At 56.9% G+C, this 19,309-nt stretch carries 14 protein-coding genes and 1 pseudogene; 1 reads left to right on the top strand and 14 read right to left on the bottom strand.

Annotated elements, in window-relative coordinates; all coding sequences use genetic code 11:
• Positions 1–205: 205 nt before the first annotated feature.
• From OM794_RS02790 to rho, 4 genes are all read right to left on the bottom strand, one after another.
• Positions 206–334, bottom strand: a complete 129-nt coding sequence (locus OM794_RS02790; protein WP_261377686.1) for a hypothetical protein — start codon at positions 332–334, stop codon at positions 206–208.
• 59 nt (positions 335–393) lie between these two features.
• Positions 394–1,134 (bottom strand): FAD-binding oxidoreductase, encoded by a 741-nt coding sequence (locus OM794_RS02785; protein ID WP_226250122.1) that lies wholly within the window; start codon positions 1,132–1,134, stop codon positions 394–396.
• A 41-nt stretch (positions 1,135–1,175) separates the two neighbouring features.
• Complete coding sequence (gene ubiD / locus OM794_RS02780) at positions 1,176–2,666, bottom strand: 4-hydroxy-3-polyprenylbenzoate decarboxylase (RefSeq protein ID WP_226250121.1); 1,491 nt, start codon at positions 2,664–2,666, stop codon at positions 1,176–1,178.
• Between the two features lie 102 nt (positions 2,667–2,768).
• Complete coding sequence (gene rho / locus OM794_RS02775; protein ID WP_007111700.1) at positions 2,769–4,028, bottom strand: transcription termination factor Rho; 1,260 nt, start codon at positions 4,026–4,028, stop codon at positions 2,769–2,771.
• A 582-nt stretch (positions 4,029–4,610) separates the two neighbouring features.
• Here rho and ppx point away from each other — a divergent pair.
• A complete protein-coding gene (gene ppx / locus OM794_RS02770) occupies positions 4,611–6,155 on the top strand; it encodes an exopolyphosphatase (RefSeq protein ID WP_226250120.1) in 1,545 nt (514 codons plus the stop codon).
• On the opposite strand, the gene tilS is transcribed toward ppx, so the two are convergent.
• The 10 genes and pseudogenes from tilS to bamA all read right to left on the bottom strand — a co-directional run bounded on the left by tilS (position 6,139) and on the right by bamA (position 19,240).
• A complete protein-coding gene (gene tilS, locus OM794_RS02765; protein WP_226250119.1) occupies positions 6,139–7,449 on the bottom strand; it encodes a tRNA lysidine(34) synthetase TilS in 1,311 nt (436 codons plus the stop codon). The two genes, ppx and tilS, sit on opposite strands and share 17 nt — an antisense overlap.
• Complete coding sequence (gene accA / locus OM794_RS02760; protein ID WP_088698815.1) at positions 7,430–8,386, bottom strand: acetyl-CoA carboxylase carboxyl transferase subunit alpha; 957 nt, start codon at positions 8,384–8,386, stop codon at positions 7,430–7,432. Before accA ends, tilS begins: the two co-directional genes overlap by 20 nt.
• Before the next feature lie 117 nt (positions 8,387–8,503).
• Positions 8,504–12,016, bottom strand: coding sequence for a DNA polymerase III subunit alpha (dnaE, locus tag OM794_RS02755; RefSeq protein ID WP_226250118.1), 3,513 nt, complete (start codon positions 12,014–12,016; stop codon positions 8,504–8,506).
• Between the two features lie 28 nt (positions 12,017–12,044).
• The gene (rnhB, locus tag OM794_RS02750) at positions 12,045–12,692 is read right to left on the bottom strand and encodes a ribonuclease HII (protein WP_226250117.1); all 648 of its coding nucleotides are present in this window, start codon (positions 12,690–12,692) and stop codon (positions 12,045–12,047) included.
• Positions 12,682–13,854 (bottom strand): lipid-A-disaccharide synthase, encoded by a 1,173-nt coding sequence (gene lpxB, locus OM794_RS02745; RefSeq protein WP_226250116.1) that lies wholly within the window; start codon positions 13,852–13,854, stop codon positions 12,682–12,684. The genes rnhB and lpxB overlap by 11 nt, the downstream gene beginning before the upstream one ends.
• Before the next feature lie 17 nt (positions 13,855–13,871).
• Entirely contained in the window at positions 13,872–14,639 is a 768-nt protein-coding gene (gene lpxA / locus OM794_RS02740) for an acyl-ACP--UDP-N-acetylglucosamine O-acyltransferase (protein WP_226250115.1), read from the bottom strand.
• Positions 14,636–15,079, bottom strand: a complete 444-nt coding sequence (fabZ, locus tag OM794_RS02735) for a 3-hydroxyacyl-ACP dehydratase FabZ (RefSeq protein ID WP_088698819.1) — start codon at positions 15,077–15,079, stop codon at positions 14,636–14,638. Before fabZ ends, lpxA begins: the two co-directional genes overlap by 4 nt.
• A gap of 137 nt (positions 15,080–15,216) precedes the next feature.
• Complete coding sequence (gene lpxD / locus OM794_RS02730; RefSeq protein ID WP_265154243.1) at positions 15,217–16,260, bottom strand: UDP-3-O-(3-hydroxymyristoyl)glucosamine N-acyltransferase; 1,044 nt, start codon at positions 16,258–16,260, stop codon at positions 15,217–15,219.
• A gap of 53 nt (positions 16,261–16,313) precedes the next feature.
• Positions 16,314–16,814 carry an OmpH family outer membrane protein gene (locus OM794_RS02725; protein WP_226250113.1) on the bottom strand — a complete coding sequence of 167 codons (501 nt, stop codon included), beginning with the start codon at positions 16,812–16,814 and terminating at the stop codon, positions 16,314–16,316.
• A gap of 75 nt (positions 16,815–16,889) precedes the next feature.
• Positions 16,890–19,240: pseudogene (gene bamA / locus OM794_RS02720) on the bottom strand (outer membrane protein assembly factor BamA).
• Positions 19,241–19,309 lie beyond the last annotated feature (69 nt).

Raw genomic sequence — 19,309 nt, 5'->3', positions numbered from 1 at the left:
AAACCAATACCCATAAAACGCAAAGCCACCAGCCAATACTGGCTGTGGGTTTACTGTATGTGGGGTGGTTAGTCGCTGCATGCCCATATTCCGTTAAATTCTGTTAGTTCCGCTGGCAATCGCTAGCCCAAGTAAATCGTATGATAGGGCTGCCGCCATGGCGTTGAGGTTTTATCCTGCCTGCAAGCGCTGCAAATGGCAACACTCAACCGCTAAAAGCTTGTACCCAACCAATGGTTGCGGGCAGCGCGCTCATGCTAACCAGCACCACCAAGCCTAGAAAGATGGACAGGAAACCAGAATCGTCTTTAAAGTTTTCGTCGTGTTGGGCCATGTTAGCCTCCTTTTTTGACAACGCTATATCAGGGGGAGCGTTACAACGCTGCGGTCATATTAAGTAGAACGGGGGGCGTAGGCAAACACATCCGAAAACACCCGCTCAAGCTTTGTGCCTTTTGTGTCGAGCACATCCAGGCAGGCGTAGACCATGTTGGGCGAACCCGAGATATAGACATCGTGGGTGTCTGGGGTGATATCGGCGCTTTTCAACACCTGATCAATACGGCCCAAGTGATGGGAGATCCGCTCGCCCGCTGCTAACGGCTCTTCCAAAGGCGATTCGGTTACCGCATGGAAGCAAACATTGGCGTGGGTTTGTGCCCAGTGGCTCGCCAGTTGCTCCAAATAGAGATCGCGGTGTTCGCGGGCTGCCCACCACAGCGAAATTTCCCGCTCAGGCTGTTCGTGCAGCACCGCTTCGATGATCGCTTTCATCTGGGAAAAACCGGTGCCCGCGGCAATCAGCATTAACGGACGTTGGCTTTGACGATCAAGCACGCACTCGCCGCTAGGTAAACGCAGCGTGAGCTGGTTGGCTACCTGCAGCAGTTCACGCAGCCGCGCTGAGTTATCCCGCTCCGGCCAGTGCTGTATATGCAGCTCGATAACACCATCACTGCGGTCGGCACTGGCGATCGAAAACGGCACCCAGGTGGCATCGTCCAGTTTAAGCTCTAAATATTGCCCTGGCGCGTGCTGCATGGCTTCAGCGCGCCCGGCGAGCGTCACACCAAACACATCGGGGCTTAAGTTCTCAACCTCGGTGACCTGGCACGTCAACGTCCTTGCACTCATGAAAGCCTCTTTTAACAAATTTGGTCAGCGATACATCGCATTCAGCGGCGAGCGGGCGGCAATTCAAGGTCAATCCCCAGCGCTTCCCAACGTTCATCCACCCGCGCTTTAACGGCATCGTCCATCACAATCGGGGTGCCCCATTCACGATCCGTTTCGCCTGGCCACTTATTGGTGGCATCCAGGCCCATTTTCGAGCCGAGGCCCGAGACTGGCGAGGCGAAATCGAGATAATCAATCGGGGTATTTTCGACCATCACAGTGTCCCGGGCGGGATCCATCCGGGTGGTGATCGCCCAGATTACGTCTTCCCAATTGCGCGCGTCCACGTCGTCATCCAGCACAATCACAAACTTGGTGTACATAAACTGACGCAGGAAGCTCCACACCCCCATCATCACGCGCTTGGCGTGGCCGGGGTACTGCTTCTTCATGGTGACCACCGCCATGCGGTATGAACAACCTTCCGGCGGCAGGTAGAAGTCGACAATTTCGGGGAACTGCTTACACAGAATGGGCACAAAGACTTCGTTGAGCGCCACACCCAGAATCGCCGGCTCGTCCGGCGGACGCCCGGTGTAGGTCGAGTGATAAATCGCATCACGGCGCATAGTCATCCGCGTGATGGTAAACACCGGGAAGTGGTCGACCTCATTGTAGTAACCGGTGTGGTCACCAAAGGGGCCTTCCGCCGCCATATCATCGGGGTAGATAAAGCCTTCGAGGATAATCTCGCTGGACGCGGGCACATCCAGATCAGCATGGGCGCACTTCACCAACTCGGTGCGCGAACCGCGCAGCAGGCCCGCAAAGGCGTACTCCGAGAGCGAATCCGGCACCGGAGTAACCGCACCCAATATCGTCGCCGGGTCGGCGCCAAGCGCCACTGCAACGGGGAAAGGTTCGCCTGGGTGGGCTTTTTGGAACTCCAGAAAATCCAGCGCGCCGCCACGATGGGAGAGCCAGCGCATGATTAGCCGGTTTTTGCCAATTTTCTGCTGGCGGTAAATACCTAGATTCTGGCGCTTCTTATGCGGCCCTTTGGTAATCACCAGTGGCCAGGTAACCAGCGGCGCTGCATCGCCAGGCCAGCAGTGCTGAATCGGTAGCAGGCCAAGGTCGACCTCGTCGTCTTCATACACCACCTCTTGCACCGACGCGTGCTTAACGTTTTTCGGCCCCATGCTAAGCACTTGCTTGAAGATCGGCAGCTTGTCCCAGGCGTCTTTCAAGCCTTTGGGCGGATCAGGCTCTTTGAGAAATGCTAACAGCTTGCCCACTTCTCTGAGTGCTTCTACCGACTCCTGCCCCATGCCCAGCGCCACCCGCTTTGGAGTGCCAAACAGGTTACCCAGCAGCGGCATGTCGTGGCCTTTGACGTTTTCAAACAGCAACGCCGGGCCACCGGCACGCAGTGTGCGGTCACAAATTTCGGTGATTTCCAGGTAAGGATCGACTTCGACATGGATACGTTTGAGTTCACCCTGGGCTTCAAGCGCCGCGATGAACTCACGCAGGTCTTTGTACTTCAAGGCACGCTCCCTGGCTGGCGAATGCGCCGCTAGATGACATTAGCGGCGTTGATCATAGCGGCGGTTCTGCACTACACGCTAGCGTCGCATTTGCGCTACCACTTAGCGACGTTTCATCGCTTCAAAGAACTCGAGATTGGTCTTGGTATCTTTCAGACGGTCAATCAGGAATTCAGTGGCGGCGGTATCTTCCATCGGATTGAGTAGCTTGCGCAGAATCCACATACGCTGCATTTCATCCTCAGAGGCCAGCAGGTCTTCACGACGGGTGCCACTGCGACGGATATTGATCGCCGGGAATACGCGACGCTCAGCCAGCTTGCGATCCAGGTGGGCTTCCATATTGCCGGTACCCTTGAACTCTTCGAAGATGACTTCGTCCATTTTGGAGCCGGTATCGACCAACGCCGTGGCGATAATCGTCAGGCTGCCGCCCTCTTCGATGTTACGCGCCGCACCAAAGAAGCGTTTCGGCTTTTCAAGGGCGTGGGCATCGACACCACCGGTAAGTACTTTGCCGGAGCTCGGTACCACGGTGTTGTAGGCACGCGCTAAGCGAGTAATCGAGTCGAGCAGAATGACCACGTCTTTCTTGTGCTCGACCAGGCGCTTGGCTTTCTCGATGACCATTTCAGCCACTTGCACGTGACGCGCCGGTGGCTCATCGAAGGTCGACGCCACGACTTCGCCACGCACGGTGCGCGACATTTCGGTCACTTCTTCAGGGCGCTCATCGATCAGCAGTACGATCAGATGACACTCTGGGTTGTTGCGTGTGATGGAGGTCGCGATGTTCTGCAACATCAGCGTCTTACCCGCCTTGGGCGGCGATACCAGCAGACCACGTTGGCCTTTACCGATTGGCGCGGTTAGATCGATGATCCGCGCGGTAAGGTCTTCCGTGGAGCCGTTACCGATCTCCATACGCATACGATCGTCTGGGAACAGTGGCGTTAAGTTCTCAAACAGGATCTTGTGCTTGGCATTTTCCGGACGGTCAAAGTTGATTTGACTGACCTTCAGCAGGGCGAAATAGCGTTCACCCTCCTTCGGCGGGCGGATTTTGCCGGAAATGGAGTCACCCTTGCGCAGATTGAAACGGCGGATCTGCGAAGGCGATATATAGATATCGTCGGGACCGGCGAGATACGAGCTGTCAGCGCTACGCAGGAAGCCGAAGCCATCCTGAAGAATTTCCAGCACACCGTCGCCATAGATATCCTCGCCACTTTTGGCGTGTTTCTTGAGGATGGCGAAAATGATGTCCTGCTTGCGCGAACGGGCCAAGTTATCAATACCCATTTCACGGGCGATATCGAGGAGCTCGGGAACGGTTTTTTGCTTGAGTTCAGTGAGATTCATCGGTGTGTTAGAAAGTTGCTCATGGAAGCTGGGCGCCAGGCGCCGGGAGTAAGACAGGAGGCGTGAAAGTGACGCCGTGTGATGCGTTCAGACCCCGGTAAAGGCACGCGCTCGAAGATGAAAGGAACGTCGCTGAACTTAACTAACAACGCTGCTGCTTGTTGTTATTAAGACTCAACTCGAGGGTGCTAACACTTGCCAACTCTGGTTCCCACAGGAGAGTGGTTGAACCAGTGGGTTATCTGACGACTTGGAATTTTGGCTGACGCTAACGGGATACACTGTGAGTAACGTCTGGGGCGACCAAGGTGCCGTACTTGAACGACGCATGCAAGATGTTTTACCTAAGCAACGTATCTAAGACGCTCTTTATCTCTGAGCTAGCTCTAATAAACTATTCCTAAGACGTTGCGCAATCTCAACCGCGGCGTGCTTGTGGGCACACTAACTAACCAGGTCAGATCAAGCCAGTAGGTCGATGGTAGTCAAGCGCCGCGACAAACGCAAGCCTTTAGGCGTCTGGCAATTGACAATAGATAAAGGTCGCCGCAACCTTGGCACAGCCAACACGAAGGAAAGCTCATGCCCAAGGACATTACGCTCCCCATTGCCCCCTCTGCAGCTGAGGTAGACAGCGGTGCGCCGCAGCGCTTCGCCGCTATAGATCTGGGCTCCAACAGCTTTCACCTACTGGTGGCTAACTACCAGCACGAGCGCCTCCAGGTGGTGGCCCGCTTGGGTGAAAAGGTACAGCTCGCTGCTGGCTTGGACGATGACGGCCTGCTCAGCGAAGAGGCGATGCAGCGCGCGCTGGACTGCCTGGGGCGGTTTGCGCCGTTTTTAAGCGATATTACCAACGCCAATTTGCGTATTGTCGGCACTAACGCCCTGCGCGATGCCGATAATAGCCAGGCATTTATCGAGCGCGCCGAGACCCAACTAGGTCACGCCATCGAAATTATTGCCGGCCGTGAAGAGGCGCGCCTGATCTATTTGGGTGCTGCCCACGCGCTGGCCGAAAATGGCCGCCGATTAATCGTCGATATTGGCGGCGGTTCAACCGAATTTATCATTGGCGAAGCCTTTGAGCCCAAAGCGCTGGAAAGCCTACGCATGGGCTGCGTGACCTTTTCCCGGCGCTTCTTCCCCGACGGCGAATTAAATGAAAAACGCATGCGCCGCGCCGAACTCGCCGCACTTTCCGAGCTGGCTAATATTCAGCGCCCCTACCAACGCCTGGGATGGGACGACCCGGTCGGCTCCAGCGGCACCATTAAGGCTGCCGCCAGCGTACTGCATGCCTACGGCGACACTCCCCATGAGGGCGTGATCACCCGCGACGGTTTGCAAAAGCTGCGCGAACGGCTGCTGAAGTGTAAACAGCTGGATAAAGTCGTGCTGGATGGACTTAAAGCCGACCGCGCCAAAGTCTTCCCGGCAGGTATTGCCATTCTTGGAGCGATTTTTGAGGCCTTTGATTTAACCCAGATGCGCTATGCGGATGGCGCGCTGCGCGAAGGCGTCCTCTACGACATGGCCGGACGCAACACGGCAGAGGATTCACGCTCCAAGAGCCTGGAGTCGCTGAAGCGTACCTACGACGTGGATAGCCGCCAAGGGCTGAACGTTGCTGATACCGCCACGCGCCTGTTTAACCAGGTTCGCCACGCTTGGTCACTCAGCCCCGAGCAAGGGCGCTACCTGCAGTGGGCCTGCCATGTACATGAAATAGGTCTGGCGATCTCGCATAGCCAGTTTCATCGCCACGGTGCCTACCTGTTGGAGCATTCCGATCTCGCTGGCTTTTCACGCCCGGAACAGCGCCAACTGGCGTTTCTAGTGCGCGCCCACCGGCGCAAATTTCCGCTCAAGGAGTGGCAGACCCTGCCCGAGGCGCAGCAGGCGACCACTCAAAAACTTGCCCGACTGCTGCGTTTAGCCGTGCTGCTCAACCATTCACGCCCTGAAACCGCTCCCTCGCTGCCAGAAATAAGCGCCGACAGCGATAGCCTGACCATCACTCTGCCCGCCAATGATGAACCCACCCTACTGAGCACTGATTTGGAGCAGGAGCAGGCCTTTATGGAAGCTGCCGGTTTTAAACTGGTGATCAAGCAGGCAAATTAAGACGCGTAAAGCGAGTGCCCTCTGCCTGCCATAACAGCTTAGCAGGGGGACGTATGACGCCGACACATGCCCCTGCTTGCATAATCACCACCAGCCGCTCGCGCTCCCAAGGGGGAATGCCCGCCTCTTGCAGTAACCGCTTTACATCCCGCCGTCCTCGTTTGGGCAGTTGAATCACCTCCCCACCCTGCCGCCAGGCTGCTTTCAGGGCCTGAGACGGCTGTTGTAACACCACCACTTGCCAGCCTAACGGCCCGATGGGCGTTTCCAGTGGCGTTTGACCATCCCAGTCAACTTCCCAAGCCGGGAGCGGTTCAAGCGGCGCCAGCAGATAGAGCCGCTGGCGCCACAAGCGCGCCTGAGCGCCCGGCCACTCGATGCATACTGCAGCATCCGCTTTGGCTGATAGCTGCTCAAGAAGGCTCTCTAGGCGCTTCTGGGGCGGTGTCGGCAAGCCTTGGCGCTGGCATAGAGTGCGTACCAGCAGCCGCTGGCGTGCCCGGGGGCGTTCGCCCAGTGCCGCCGCGTCGATGCATGAACCAAGGTGCGGGCTATCGAGCCGTAAGCGGTGCAGCTCTTCTTGGGCGTATTCGCGCAGCAACAAATCCGCTTCACCGACATGGGCAGCACTGCTCGCCAGGGCTGTATCGGCCGTTGGCCAGCGCTCACGTAATACGGGCATTAGCCGGTGACGCAGGCGGTTGCGATCAAAGCGAACATCCTGATTGGTGGGATCTTCGCACCAGCTCAAATCGAGCAACTCTGCAGCAGCTTCCAGTTCAGCCCGGCGCACGCTGAGCCATGGCCGCACCAGGGTAATGCCCTGGACATCGCGTCGGAAGGGCATGCTCGCCAGGCCAGGCAGTCCGCTGCCGCGCAGAGCGGCAAGCAGAAAGGTTTCCGCCTGATCATCCTGGTGCTGGGCCAGCCAGAGGGTATCGCCCGCGGCAAGGGTGGCAGAAAACGCCTTATAGCGGGCAGTGCGGGCGGCACCTTCGATGCCTTCACCTTGTGCATCTACCGACACACTGACCACCGTCAACGGCACGCTCAAACGCTCGCAGAGTGTTTGAGCGTGCGCTTGGAAGGTCTTTGCCGCCGCCTGGAGACCATGGTTAACGTGAATGGCTTGCAAGTGGCTGCCTGCTTGTTCGCAGACCTGGGCAGCTAAAGTGAGCAGCAGGCAGGAGTCCAAGCCGCCGGAGATTGCCACCCAAACAGAGCGCCCCGGCGGGGTTTCCGCCAGGGCGTCGTTGAGCAGGCCTTGCAGCGTATTAAGCGGCTGGGGCGCCATAGCTCATTAAGCGTTTGTAACGACGCTCTAGCAGCGCGTCGGTGTCCATCGCCTGCAGGCGTTCCAGGCTGGCAGTCAGCGCCTCTTTGACCCGCTCCGCGGTGGTCAGCGGGTGGCGGTGGGAGCCACCGAGGGGCTCTTTGATCAGTGAATCGACAAAGCCCAGCTCTTTTAAGCGTTCGGCGGTGATCCCCATGGCTTGGGCCGCTTCAGAGGCTTTTTCAGCGCTTTTCCATAAGATTGAGGCGCAGCCTTCCGGTGAAATAACCGAATAAGTAGAGTACTGCAGCATCTGCAGCTCATCGCAGACGCCAATAGCCAGCGCGCCGCCGGAGCCACCTTCGCCCACCACGGTGGAAATAATCGGCGTTTTCAGTCGCGACATAACGGCCAGATTATAGGCGATGGCTTCGGACTGACCGCGCTCTTCCGCATCGATGCCGGGATAGGCACCAGGTGTGTCAATGAAGGTCAGCACCGGCATCTTAAAGCGCTCAGCCATCTCCATCAGACGGCACGCTTTGCGGTAGCCTTCGGGGCGGGGCATGCCGAAGTTACGGCGCACTTTCTCTTTTACATCACGGCCTTTTTGATGGCCAATCACCATCACCGGGGCATCGTTCAAGCGTGCGATGCCACCGACCAGCGCCGCATCATCGGCGAAGTTGCGGTCGCCGTGCAGCTCGTCGAAGTCGGTGAAGATGTGTTCGAGATAGTCCAGCGTGTAGGGCCGCTGGGGGTGCCGGGAAAGCTGAGAAACCTGCCAGGGAGTCAAATCCTTGAAGATCGATTCCGTCAGCTTACGACTCTTCTCTTCCAGCCGAGAAATCTCGTCGGAAAGGTTGACTTGGCTATCGGAGCTGACTAACCGCAGCTCCTCAATTTTTGCCTGTAGTTCGGCAATCGGCTGTTCAAAATCGAGATAATTAGGATTCATCGGCGCTGCCTATAAAAAAGTAGCCTGATCAAAATAAGCATTGATAAGTAATAAAAGAGTAAGCGCATTATCGCACCCTGACCCAGCCACGCAAGTTGAGTGCCCGCCGCCCCTCTTTTAACGATAACGGAGTTGCACACCCGTCTGGCCCTGGACATCCCGCAGCGCCAGCAGCAAATCATCGCTAGGGGCAACCTTCCACTCATCATCCAGTTCAAGCCAGGCCACCGCCGCTGGGTGGCGGTACTGCAGCCGCACGGGCAAGCCCTCTTGATCGCGATAGGGTGTCAGGCTGTCGCGCAGGGTTTCGATTAAGCGACCATTGATCTGCCCCGCATCCAGCGCCAGCTCCACCGCCTGACCATAGCGAATGCGCGCCGTCACCATAGGCGTGACATCTTTACCGCGTAGGCGCAGGCCGCCAGAGAATTCATCGCTGGAGACCTCGCCTTCAACGATGAGTACCTGATCGGCCTCAATCTGACCGCGCAACTGCTCGAATAGCTCCCCAAACAGCGAAGCTTCAATACGTCCGGTGCGGTCATCCAGGGTGATAAACGCCATGGTATCACCACGCTTGGACTTCATGGTGCGCACGCCGACCACGAGCCCAGCCACGCGCTGGGGATCGCGGGAGGGTTTCAGATCGCTGATCCGGGTCGACACAAAGCGCTTTAACTCACGCTCGTACTCATCAATCGGGTGGCCCGTGAGGTAGAGTCCCAGGGTGTCTTTCTCTCCCGAGAGCCGCTCGCGATCAGTCCACTCACGGGCGTTGATATACTCGGCATAAACGTTGCTATCACCGTCGCCTTCATCGTCAGCGGCGAACGCATCACCAAACATGTCCAGCATGCCCAGGTTCTGATTGGTATGGTTCTGCGCGGCGGCTTTAAGCGCGTCTTCCATTGCCGCATACAGCACCGCACGATTGGGGCCTAGGGTATCCAGCGCGCCGGAGCGAATCAGCGCTTCCAGCGTACGTTTATTCATCCGTTTGGGATCAATGCGACGGCAGAAATCAAAGATATCCTTGAAAGGGCCATCTGCTTCGCGGGCTTCGACAATGGCGCCAATGGGGCCTTCGCCCACGCCGCGAATGGCGCCTAGCCCGTAGACCACCCGGGCATCGGTATCGACAGTGAACTTGTAGCCACCGACGTTGACATTCGGCGGCGTCACGGTGAGGCGGAGATTGCGGCACTCCTCAATCAGTGGCACCACTTTATCCAGGTTGTCCATTTCCGTGGACATTACCGCGGCCATAAAGGGCCCCGGATAGTGGGCTTTCAGCCACGCGGTTTGGTAAGAGACCAGCGCGTAGGCGGCCGAGTGTGACTTGTTAAAGCCGTAGCCAGCGAATTTCTCTACCAGGTCAAAGATGTTACCGGCCAGATCTTTATCGATACCGTTGGCGGCGCACCCTTCCATAAAGCCGTCGCGCTGCTTGGCCATCTCTTCAGGCTTTTTCTTACCCATGGCCCGGCGCAGCATATCGGCTTGGCCGAGGCTGTAGCCTGCCATGACCTGAGCGATCTGCATGACCTGCTCTTGGTAGAGAATGATGCCGTAGGTGGGTGCCAAGACAGGTTTCAACAGCTCGTGCTGGTAATCCGGGTGTGGATAAGAGACTTCCGCACGGCCGTGCTTACGGTTGATAAAGTCGTCGACCATGCCCGACTGCAGTGGGCCGGGGCGGAACAGCGCCACCAGGGCAATCATGTCGTCCAGGGAGTCAGGCAGTAGGCGCTTGATCAGTTCCTTCATGCCGCGGGACTCAAGCTGGAACACCGCCGTGGTTTCGGCGCGCTTGAGCATCTCGAAGGTAGGGGCGTCGTCCAGCGGGATGCTGTCGATGTTGAGCGGATCCTGGCCGTTAACGCTGCGCACCTTGTCGACCATCTCCAGCGCCCAGTCGATAATTGTCAGCGTACGCAGGCCCAGGAAGTCGAACTTGACCAGCCCGGCCTCTTCAATGTCGTTTTTATCGAACTGTACAACTAAACCAGAGCCATCTTCATCGCAGAGCAGCGGTGAAAAATCAGTCAGTTTGGTGGGGGCGATAACCACCCCCCCGGCGTGCTTGCCGGTACCGCGGGTGGTGCCCTCTAGCTTGAGCGCCATCTCCCAGATCTCTTCGGCTTCGTCGTCGTTGCCAATAAATTCTTTGAGCGCGGGCTCCTGCTCAATCGCTTTAGACAGGGTCATGCCCACTTCAAAGGGGATCAGCTTGGAGAGCTTATCCCCCAGCGAGTAGGGACGGCCTTGGGCACGGGCCACGTCGCGTACCACGGCCTTGGCCGCCATGGTGCCGAAGGTGACAATCTGGGAGACCGCATTGCGCCCGTAGCGCTCGGCTACGTACTCGATCACCTTGTCGCGCTTCTCCATGCAGAAGTCGACGTCAAAGTCGGGCATCGAGACACGTTCCGGGTTCAAAAAGCGCTCGAACAGCAGGTCGTAACCAATCGGGTCTAAGTCAGTGATCTTCTGTGCATAGGCCACCAGCGAACCGGCACCAGACCCCCGCCCAGGACCAACCGGTACACCGTTATCTTTCGCCCACTGAATAAAGTCCATTACTATCAGGAAGTAGCCGGGGAACCCCATCTGGATAATAACGTTGAGTTCGAACTCCAGCCGGTCGCGGTAGCGCTGGTCGATCGCCTGGTACTCTTCGCTGTCGCGGGGGTAGCGCTGCGCGGGAAACAGAAAATCCAACCGCTCGGTTAAGCCGTCATGGGAGACTTTGCGGAAGAACTCATCCTGGGTCATGCCCTCGGGAATGCCGAACTCGGGCAGGAAAATCTCGCCCAGGCGTACGTCCACACTGCAGCGCTCGGCAATCATCACGCTGTTTTCCAGCGCTTCGGGAATATCGGCAAACAGCGCCGCCATCTCCTCGGGGCTTTTTAGATACTGCTCTTCGCTATAGCGACGCTCCCGGCGCGGGTCGTCCAGCGCTTTACCTTCGCCGATGGCGACGCGGGTTTCGTGCGCCCAATAATCGTCACGCTCAAGAAAGCGCACATCGTTGGTCGCCACCACTGGCGTGCCCGTCTCAATGGCCAGCTTGACGCTGGCGTGAACACAGGCCTCTTCCAGCGCACGCCCGGTGCGAACTAGCTCCAGATAAAACCGATCCGGAAATGCCGCCTGCCACTCTTCGAGTAGTACCCGCGCATCCTGTTCATGATCAGACAGCAGGTGGCGGCCAATTTCCCCCTCCCGGGCGCCGGAAAGTGCAATCAAGCCTTCGCTCTGTTCCAGTACCCACTGTTTATCGAGAATGGCGCGCCCCTGGCGCTGGCCATGGGTCCAACCTTTCGAGATCAACTCGGTCAGATTGCGATAGCCAACATCGTTCATCGCCAGCAGCGTTAGCCGGTAAGGATGGGACTCGTCATGGGGATTCTGGAGCCATAAGTCGCTGCCAATAATCGGCTTCAACCCCGCCCCCTGGGCGGCTTTGTAGAACTTCACCAGACCAAACAGGTTGGTTTCGTCGGTCAAGGCCAGCGCTGGCATCGCCCGTTCAGCCGTGGTACTCACCAGCGATTTAAGCTTCACCAAGCCATCGACCAGGGAGTATTCACTGTGCAAACGCAGATGAACAAACGGTACCGTCATAACACTCTCGCTAAATAAATAAACAGGCTTAAAGCAGCGCCAACTGCCGCTGCACCGGCGCGAAGCTGCGGCGATGTTCGGCCAGTGGCCCGTGTGCTGCAAGCGCCGTCAGGTGCTCTTTGGTCGGGTAGCCTTTATGGCGCGCAAAACCATACTCAGGATAGCACTCATCCAAGGCGACCATCTGCGCATCGCGAGCGACCTTGGCCAAAATCGACGCCGCGGCAATGGCACAGTGGCGCGAATCGCCCTTTACCACGGCCTGCCCAGGCAGCAGATGGCCAGGTAATTTATTGCCATCGACAAGTAAATATTCTGCTGCAGGTGCCAGTGCATCGATGGCGCGGCGCATGGCCAAGTGGGTGGCATGGTAAATATTCAGCGCATCCACTTCGGCGGCGCTGGCTTCTGCTACGGCAAAAGCTAACGCCCGCTCTCGAATCTGACTATCCAGCGCTTCACGTTTGCGCGCCGTCAATTTTTTAGAGTCCGTAAGACCGTCGATGGGCTGAGCGGGGTCAAGAATCACCGCGGCGGCCACCACGCTACCTATCAGCGGCCCTCGGCCGACTTCATCGACCCCCGCCAGCCGCTCGCCGCTGTAAGAAATTTCTAATAGTGGAAAATCCTTGTGCTCGATCAACCAGTGCGCTGTCACCCTATCTTTAATGGCCATCAACACTCTCCAGTGGCTGACCCGCGGCCAACAGGCTAATCGCCTCGGCGGCGCGACGGCTGGCGTTACGCTGGAGCGTAGCGTGCATCTCGGCAAAGCGTATTTCCAAGGCATATCGACTTGCCTCGTCGGCCAACATGGCGCTGAGCTGGTCGGCAATCGCCTCCGGCGAGGCGGCGTCTTGAATCAGCTCAGGCACCAGCGTCTCCTGGGCAATCAAATTGGGCAGCGAGACCCACTGGGTTTTCACCATTCGTTTAGCCAGCCAGTGGGTGGCCGGAGCCATTTTATAGGCCACCAACATGGTGCGGTGACACAGCATGGCTTCCAGCGCGGCGGTACCCGAGGCCAGCAGTACAACATCGCTAGCCACCATCGCCTCACGGGCCTGGCCATCCAGCAGCGTAATCCGCTCCGCCAGTAGCGGGTAGTTGGCAAGCAGTGCGCTAATTTCCCGGCGGCGATCAGAGGTGGCCGCAGGAATAACCACTTTCAGCGCGGGGTGGCGCTGGCAGAGCTGTTCGGCAGCGTTGAGAAAAGTATCGCCCAAAAAGCGAATTTCATTGGCTCGGGAGCCGGGCAACAGCGCCAACACTTGGCTATCAGGCGCCAGCTCCAGCGCTTGGCGGGTGGCAGCACGGTCATTTTCTAGCGGCATTTCGTCAGCCAGGGGGTGACCCACAAAGGCGACGGGAACACGGTGTTCGCGATAGAAAGCGGCTTCAAAAGGGAGCAGTGTTAGCATGCCATTTACCGATTTAGCGATGCCTTTTACCCGCCCCTGGCGCCATGCCCATACGGAAGGACTCACGTAGTGAGCGGTGGTAATGCCGGCTTCGCGCAGTTGGCGCTCCAGACCTAAATTGAAGTCAGGCGCATCAATGCCCAGCATGATATCCGGCTGCCAGGCGAGCGCTTCGGCTTTCAACGTACGCCGTACCCGGATCAGTTCGGGGAGATGCTTTAGCACCTCAACCAGCCCCATCACCGCCAGGGTCTCTAAAGGAAAACGGCTCTCCATGCCCTCTGCCTGCATGCGCGGGCCGCCGATGCCGCGAAACTCGACGCCAGGATGGTGTGCTTTAAGCTCGCGCATCAGACCAGCGCCAAGAATATCGCCGGATAGCTCTCCGGCCACGAGATAGACGCGTTGCAGGGTCATAGGCAGATCAGCATGGGTTAGCGGGTGATGCCGCGGGTCGAACGCTCAATAGAGGCGGCAAAATGCTCGATTTCGGGCAGGTCAAAACGGCTACGCATTTCGACTAGTGCCTGCTCAGTGGTTAGCCCTTGGCGGTAGACCATTTTATAAGCAGCGGTTAAGGCACTAATCGCATCGCGGCTAAAGCCTCGGCGCTTTAAACCCACCAGGTTAAGGCCACGCGCTTCTGCTGGGTTGCCATTAATCATGATATAGGCGGGAGTGTCTTTGGTAATGATCGAGCCACCACCTGCCATGGCGTGATCACCAAAGTGGCAGAACTGATGCACTGCCGCCAAGCCACCCAGAATGGCATGATCGCCGACGGTGACATGGCCCGCCAGGGTGACCTGATTGGCTAAAATGCAGTCGTTACCAATCACACAGTCATGGCCGACATGCACGTAGGCCATAAACAGGTTGCGCGAACCAATGGTGGTTTCACTGCGATCCTGAACGGTGCCACGGTGAAGGGTGGCGCCTTCGCGAATCACGTTATCGTCCCCCATCACTAACCGCGTGGGTTCACCTGCATATTTTTTGTCCTGACAGTCTTCGCCTACCGAGGCAAACTGAAAGATACGCGTGCGCTCACCCAGGGTGGTGGGGCCTTTAACCACCACATGAGGGCCAATCACCGAACCCGCACCGATGGTGACGTTAGGGCCGATAATGCTAAAAGGGCCTACCTCAACATCGTCGGCAAGGCGCGCCGTCGGGTCGACCAGGGCAGTAGGATGTATCAAGCCACCTTCCTCTCGGCACAAATAATTTCCGCTTCGCAGGCCAGCTCACCGTCAACCGTGGCACGGCAGGCGAATTTCCAAATACCGCGTTTACCTTTAATCACATCGGCCTCTAGAGTGAGCTTGTCACCCGGCATTACCGGGCGCTTAAAGCGCACTTTGTCACTGCCTACGAGATAATATACATAGCCATCGGCAGGCAGTTTATTGACCGTTTTAAAGCCGAGAATGCCGCAGACCTGGGCCAGCGCTTCAATCACCAGCACGCCAGGCATGATCGGGTGATGCGGAAAATGGCCGTTGAAGAACGGCTCATTGATGCTGACATTCTTGTACGCAACGATGGATTCACCGATGGTGAGTTGCGTTACTCGATCCACCAGCAAAAACGGGTAGCGGTGGGGCAAGTACTCGCGAATTTCATTGATATCCATAACCATCGTAGCGACCTCTAAAATAAAAACGCCTGATGTACTCCTAAAGAGAGCCAGGCAAATACCAGCACGTCCGCTGATTAAAAGGCTGAGATTATACCCTGCCGCCATCTAGCCTCAAAACAGCAGCCGGCAAAATTCAATCAGCACTCATTAATCACGCTGTTTTTTTCCAATCTGGCTAGGCGCTTAGCGATGTCATCAAGCTGTTTAAAACGCACCGCGTTCTTACGCCACTGGCTATTGGCCATGGCGCCGGTTCCGGAGGAGTAGACCCCTGGCTCATGGATTGAGTTCGTTACTAAACTCATTCCTGTTACCTGAACGCTATCGCAAATCGTCAAATGGCCTGACAAACCAACGCCGCCACCCAGCATACAGTGCTTACCAACCTTGGTAGAGCCAGCAATACCGACACAACCCGCTAAGGCGCTGTGGTCACCAATGATAACGTTATGGGCGATTTGCACCTGACTATCAATTTTGACGTCATTACCAATCACCGTATCACCCAGCGCGCCACGATCAATGCTGGAGCAGCTTCCCACCTCAACATCATCGCCTAGCACCACGCCCCCCAACTGGGCAATTTTATGCCATCCAGCACCGTCATGGGCGAAACCAAACCCGTCACCACCGATGACACAGCCGCTTTGCAGGATGACTCGCTTACCCACCACCACCCCATGGCAGACAGTGACATTGGCGTGCAGCCGCGTTGCTTCACCGATAATGCTGTCGGCCCCCACCACGCTCCCTGCCCCAATCACTACACGGTCGCCCAATACCGCACCCGCTTCAATCACGGCGTGCGCTTGAACGCAGACACCGGTGCCTATCTGGGCGTCCTCTGCCACTACCGCCGTGGGGTGGATACCGACGACGTCGCGGGCAGGCAGCGGGTCAAACAGCTGAGATAGCTTGGCATAACCCAAGTACGGGTTATCGATTTCCAAACGCGCTACCGGGCAGTGTTTGCCATGCTCCGGGTGCAGCAATACCGCTGCCGCCTTGGTCGTCGCCAAATCTTTCAGATAGGCACGGTTGGCCAGGAAAGCGACTTGATCCGGCTGCGCTTCTTTTAGCGTCGCCAAACCACGTATCGGCTGCTGGGCGTTGCCGCTAACGGTAACGCCCAGTTGGCGCGCAATGTCTGCGAGGGTTAGGTGATGAGAAGCGTGCGTCATGGGAGCCCAGGGAAGCTTTAGTGTGGCTTGGCCACAGCATTCATCGTTTAAATTTAGTTCAAGGTATCAAAAATCTGCGTGACTTCGTCGGTCACATTGGGCAGATCCACACCGGAGTGCAGTACGCCCTGGGGCTCAACCAGTACATCAATACCGTGGCGCTCCAGTACCTGTTCGACGGCTTGCTCCAACTTCGGTTCAGCGCTTTCCAAAAACTGCTGTTCGGAGCGCTGCTGGGCCTGCATGACTTCCTGGCGAAGCTGCTCAAAACGGCTACCCTTCTCTTGTAGTTCGCTAATTAGCGACTCACGCTGAGACTGGGCCATGGTTTCGCCTTCGTTCTGCAAACGCTGCTGGAGTTGCTGCAACTCATTACCCAGGTTTTGCGCTTCCCGCTGCTGATTGCCGATTTGCCCTTCCAGAGTACTCATTGACGCCTGTGCAGACTGGGTATTCATCAATGCTGCTCGCCAGTCCAACACCGCGACTTCTGCAGCGTGAGCGGGCAAAATCATCGCGCCCAACAGGCATACCACCGCTGTCAGTTTACGCATCCTATTATCTCCTTAGGTCACGCCAGCCGCGCGCCACCATGGCACGCGGTCTAGCAAAATTAGCACGATTGCCCTTTAGAACGTTTGTCCTAATGAGAACTGGAAGAACTGAGTGTCGTCACCGCTCTCATCGTTCAATGGCTCAGCAACGCTAAAGGTCAGCGGGCCTACCGGTGTCAGCCAAGAGAGACCAATACCGGCACTGTAGCGCAAATCGCCTAGATCAACGCCGGAGTTGCACTGCTGGCGCCCTGCATCTTCATCCAGCACATCGTAGCAAGAGGTCAGGAAGGTGTTACCGCCATCCAGGAACAGTGATGTTTGCAGTGCACGCTGGTCTTCAATAAAGGGCAGCGGGAAAATGATCTCGGCACTGCCTTCTATGGAAACATTACCGCCCAGTGTACGGTCACGGCCGCCTTCGGTTGCTGGTGTGGTGCGCTGCCCCAGCGTATTCGACGTAAAGCCACGCACCGAGCCAAGACCGCCCGCGTAGAAGTTCTCATAGAAAGGGAACGGATCGTTGCCGCCCAGCGTATCGGCATAACCAGCGTTGCCGGTAAATTTGAACGCCCAGGTCTCATCATCGTTAATCGGGAAGAGCTGTTGCGCCCGCGCGCGCAACTTGTAGTACTCCGAATCGCTGCCCGGCACGCCGGTTTCCAGCGATAAACGCTGATAGTTACCATCGGTCGGCATAATACCGCGGTTGAGGTTGTTGCGTGTCCAGCTAGCGGTCAGCTTCAGGCTTTGCGCATCTTCGCCCTGATCTTCCACATAGCGACGAATTTCTGAGGCGGTGTCGAAGTAGGTTTTCACCGTTAGGTCTTCAACGCTTGCACCGAAGTTAAGACGCGACAGTTCGCTTACGGGGTAACCAAAGTTGATGCCGGCACCATAAGCGTCGGTCGAGAACGTCGAAATATCCGAATCGGCGTAATCGGTTTCGCGGTAAAAAACATTGTAGCCGCGAGAAATGCCATCCAATGTCCAGTAGGGATCCGTGAAGCCAAAGTTCACACTGGTAAAGGTGTCGCTACGCTGAGCCCCTACATTGACCCGGTTACCCGTACCCAGGAAGTTATTTTGTGACAAACCGACGCCGTAAATAACCCCGGCACTCTGGGAGAAGCCAACGCTTGCCGAGACAGAGCCAGAAGGCTGCTCTTCGACATTATAAGTCACATCAAGCAAATCCGGCTCGCCAGGCACTGACTCCGTATCCACTTCTACCTGGCTAAAGAAGCCCAGCCGCTCAAGACGCTGACGCGATTGAGTTATGGCCTCGGTGGAAGCGGGCGCGCCCTCCAACTGAATCATCTCACGCCTCAGTACTTCATCCTGAGTGGTGGTATTTCCGTAAAACTCGATACGGCGTACATAGGCGCGCTCACCGGGATTGACGGCAATCACCAGGTCGACCGTTTCACCGTCATCAGCCATTTCAGGCACGCCCTGAATATCAGCGAAGGCGAAGCCTTCGGCGCCTAAACGCTGGCGAAGGGCTTCCGTAGAGGTATTCACATCACCACGGGAAAAAATCTCCCCCTCTTTGACGGTGAGTAGCTGGCGGGCTTCATTTTCGCTGATCTGTAGATCACCTGCGAAACGGATATTGCCCACCCGGTACTGGGCCCCTCATCAACGTTGAGAGTAATAAATATTTCTGATTTTTCAGGGCCAATCGATACCTGAGTCGAGGTAACATCGAAGTTTACGTAGCCGCGATCAAGATAAAATGATCGCAGCCGCTCGATATCACCCGAAAGCGCTTCACGGGAGTACTCGTCGCTAGAGAACCAGCCGAAAAAGCGTCCTGGCCGATCATTTAACTCAAACACACCACGCAGCGTTTCATCATCAAACGCTTCGTTACCAACGATATTGATTTGGCGAATCTTGGCTACTTCGCCTTCGTTGATATTGATATTGACCTGCACCCGGCCCTCATCAACCTCCTCCACTTCGGTATCGATGCTGGCGCTGTAGCGACCTTGGGACTGATAGACGCCCTCCAGCTCGCGCTGAATCTCTTCCAGTGTAGAGAGCTCCAGTACCTGACCTTCGGAGAGTCCTGATTCACGCAAACCATTGCGCAAGTCCTCTTCGGAGATCTGATCGTTGCCGCTGATCTGAAGTCGCGCAATGGTTGGCCGCTCGACGACCTGAATAACCAGCACATCGCCTTCGCGTGCCAGGGAGACATCGTCAAATAGGCCTGTGGCGAACAAGTCACGGGCAGCGGCAGCTAACTGCTCTTCGCTGACGCGATCATTGGCACTCACCGGAAATGCATTGAAGACCGAGGCGGCAGATACCCGCTGCAGTCCTTCCACTCGAATGTCTGAAACATCAAAGGATTGTGCTTGGGCGCCGCTGGCGCCTGCCAGCAAGAGTGCCGCCATTCCAAGGGTCTTGATTTTCATGCAGTCAATTCGCTCGCGTTGGTCTGCCTATCATTCCAGAAAGGCACCATATACATTTGTGCAGGCAGA

It is taken from the genome of Halomonas sp. BDJS001, from assembly GCF_026104355.1.
GTDB lineage: Bacteria > Pseudomonadota > Gammaproteobacteria > Pseudomonadales > Halomonadaceae > Vreelandella.
Note: the sequence above shows the minus strand (reverse complement) of the source record. Positions and strands in the feature narration are given on the sequence as shown.

Excerpts from the sequence above, each read along its gene's own strand:
- OM794_RS02790 (WP_261377686.1), bottom strand. The coding sequence starts at position 334 with ATGGCCCAACACGACGAAAACTTTAAAGACGATTCTGGTTTCCTGTCC.
- OM794_RS02785 (WP_226250122.1), bottom strand. The coding sequence starts at position 1,134 with ATGAGTGCAAGGACGTTGACGTGCCAGGTCACCGAGGTTGAGAACTTA.
- rho (WP_007111700.1), bottom strand. The coding sequence starts at position 4,028 with ATGAATCTCACTGAACTCAAGCAAAAAACCGTTCCCGAGCTCCTCGAT.
- ppx (WP_226250120.1), top strand. The coding sequence starts at position 4,611 with ATGCCCAAGGACATTACGCTCCCCATTGCCCCCTCTGCAGCTGAGGTA.
- tilS (WP_226250119.1), bottom strand. The coding sequence starts at position 7,449 with ATGGCGCCCCAGCCGCTTAATACGCTGCAAGGCCTGCTCAACGACGCC.
- accA (WP_088698815.1), bottom strand. The coding sequence starts at position 8,386 with ATGAATCCTAATTATCTCGATTTTGAACAGCCGATTGCCGAACTACAG.
- dnaE (WP_226250118.1), bottom strand. The coding sequence starts at position 12,016 with ATGACGGTACCGTTTGTTCATCTGCGTTTGCACAGTGAATACTCCCTG.
- rnhB (WP_226250117.1), bottom strand. The coding sequence starts at position 12,692 with ATGGCCATTAAAGATAGGGTGACAGCGCACTGGTTGATCGAGCACAAG.
- lpxB (WP_226250116.1), bottom strand. The coding sequence starts at position 13,854 with ATGACCCTGCAACGCGTCTATCTCGTGGCCGGAGAGCTATCCGGCGAT.
- fabZ (WP_088698819.1), bottom strand. The coding sequence starts at position 15,079 with ATGGTTATGGATATCAATGAAATTCGCGAGTACTTGCCCCACCGCTAC.
- lpxD (WP_265154243.1), bottom strand. The coding sequence starts at position 16,260 with ATGACGCACGCTTCTCATCACCTAACCCTCGCAGACATTGCGCGCCAA.
- OM794_RS02725 (WP_226250113.1), bottom strand. The coding sequence starts at position 16,814 with ATGCGTAAACTGACAGCGGTGGTATGCCTGTTGGGCGCGATGATTTTG.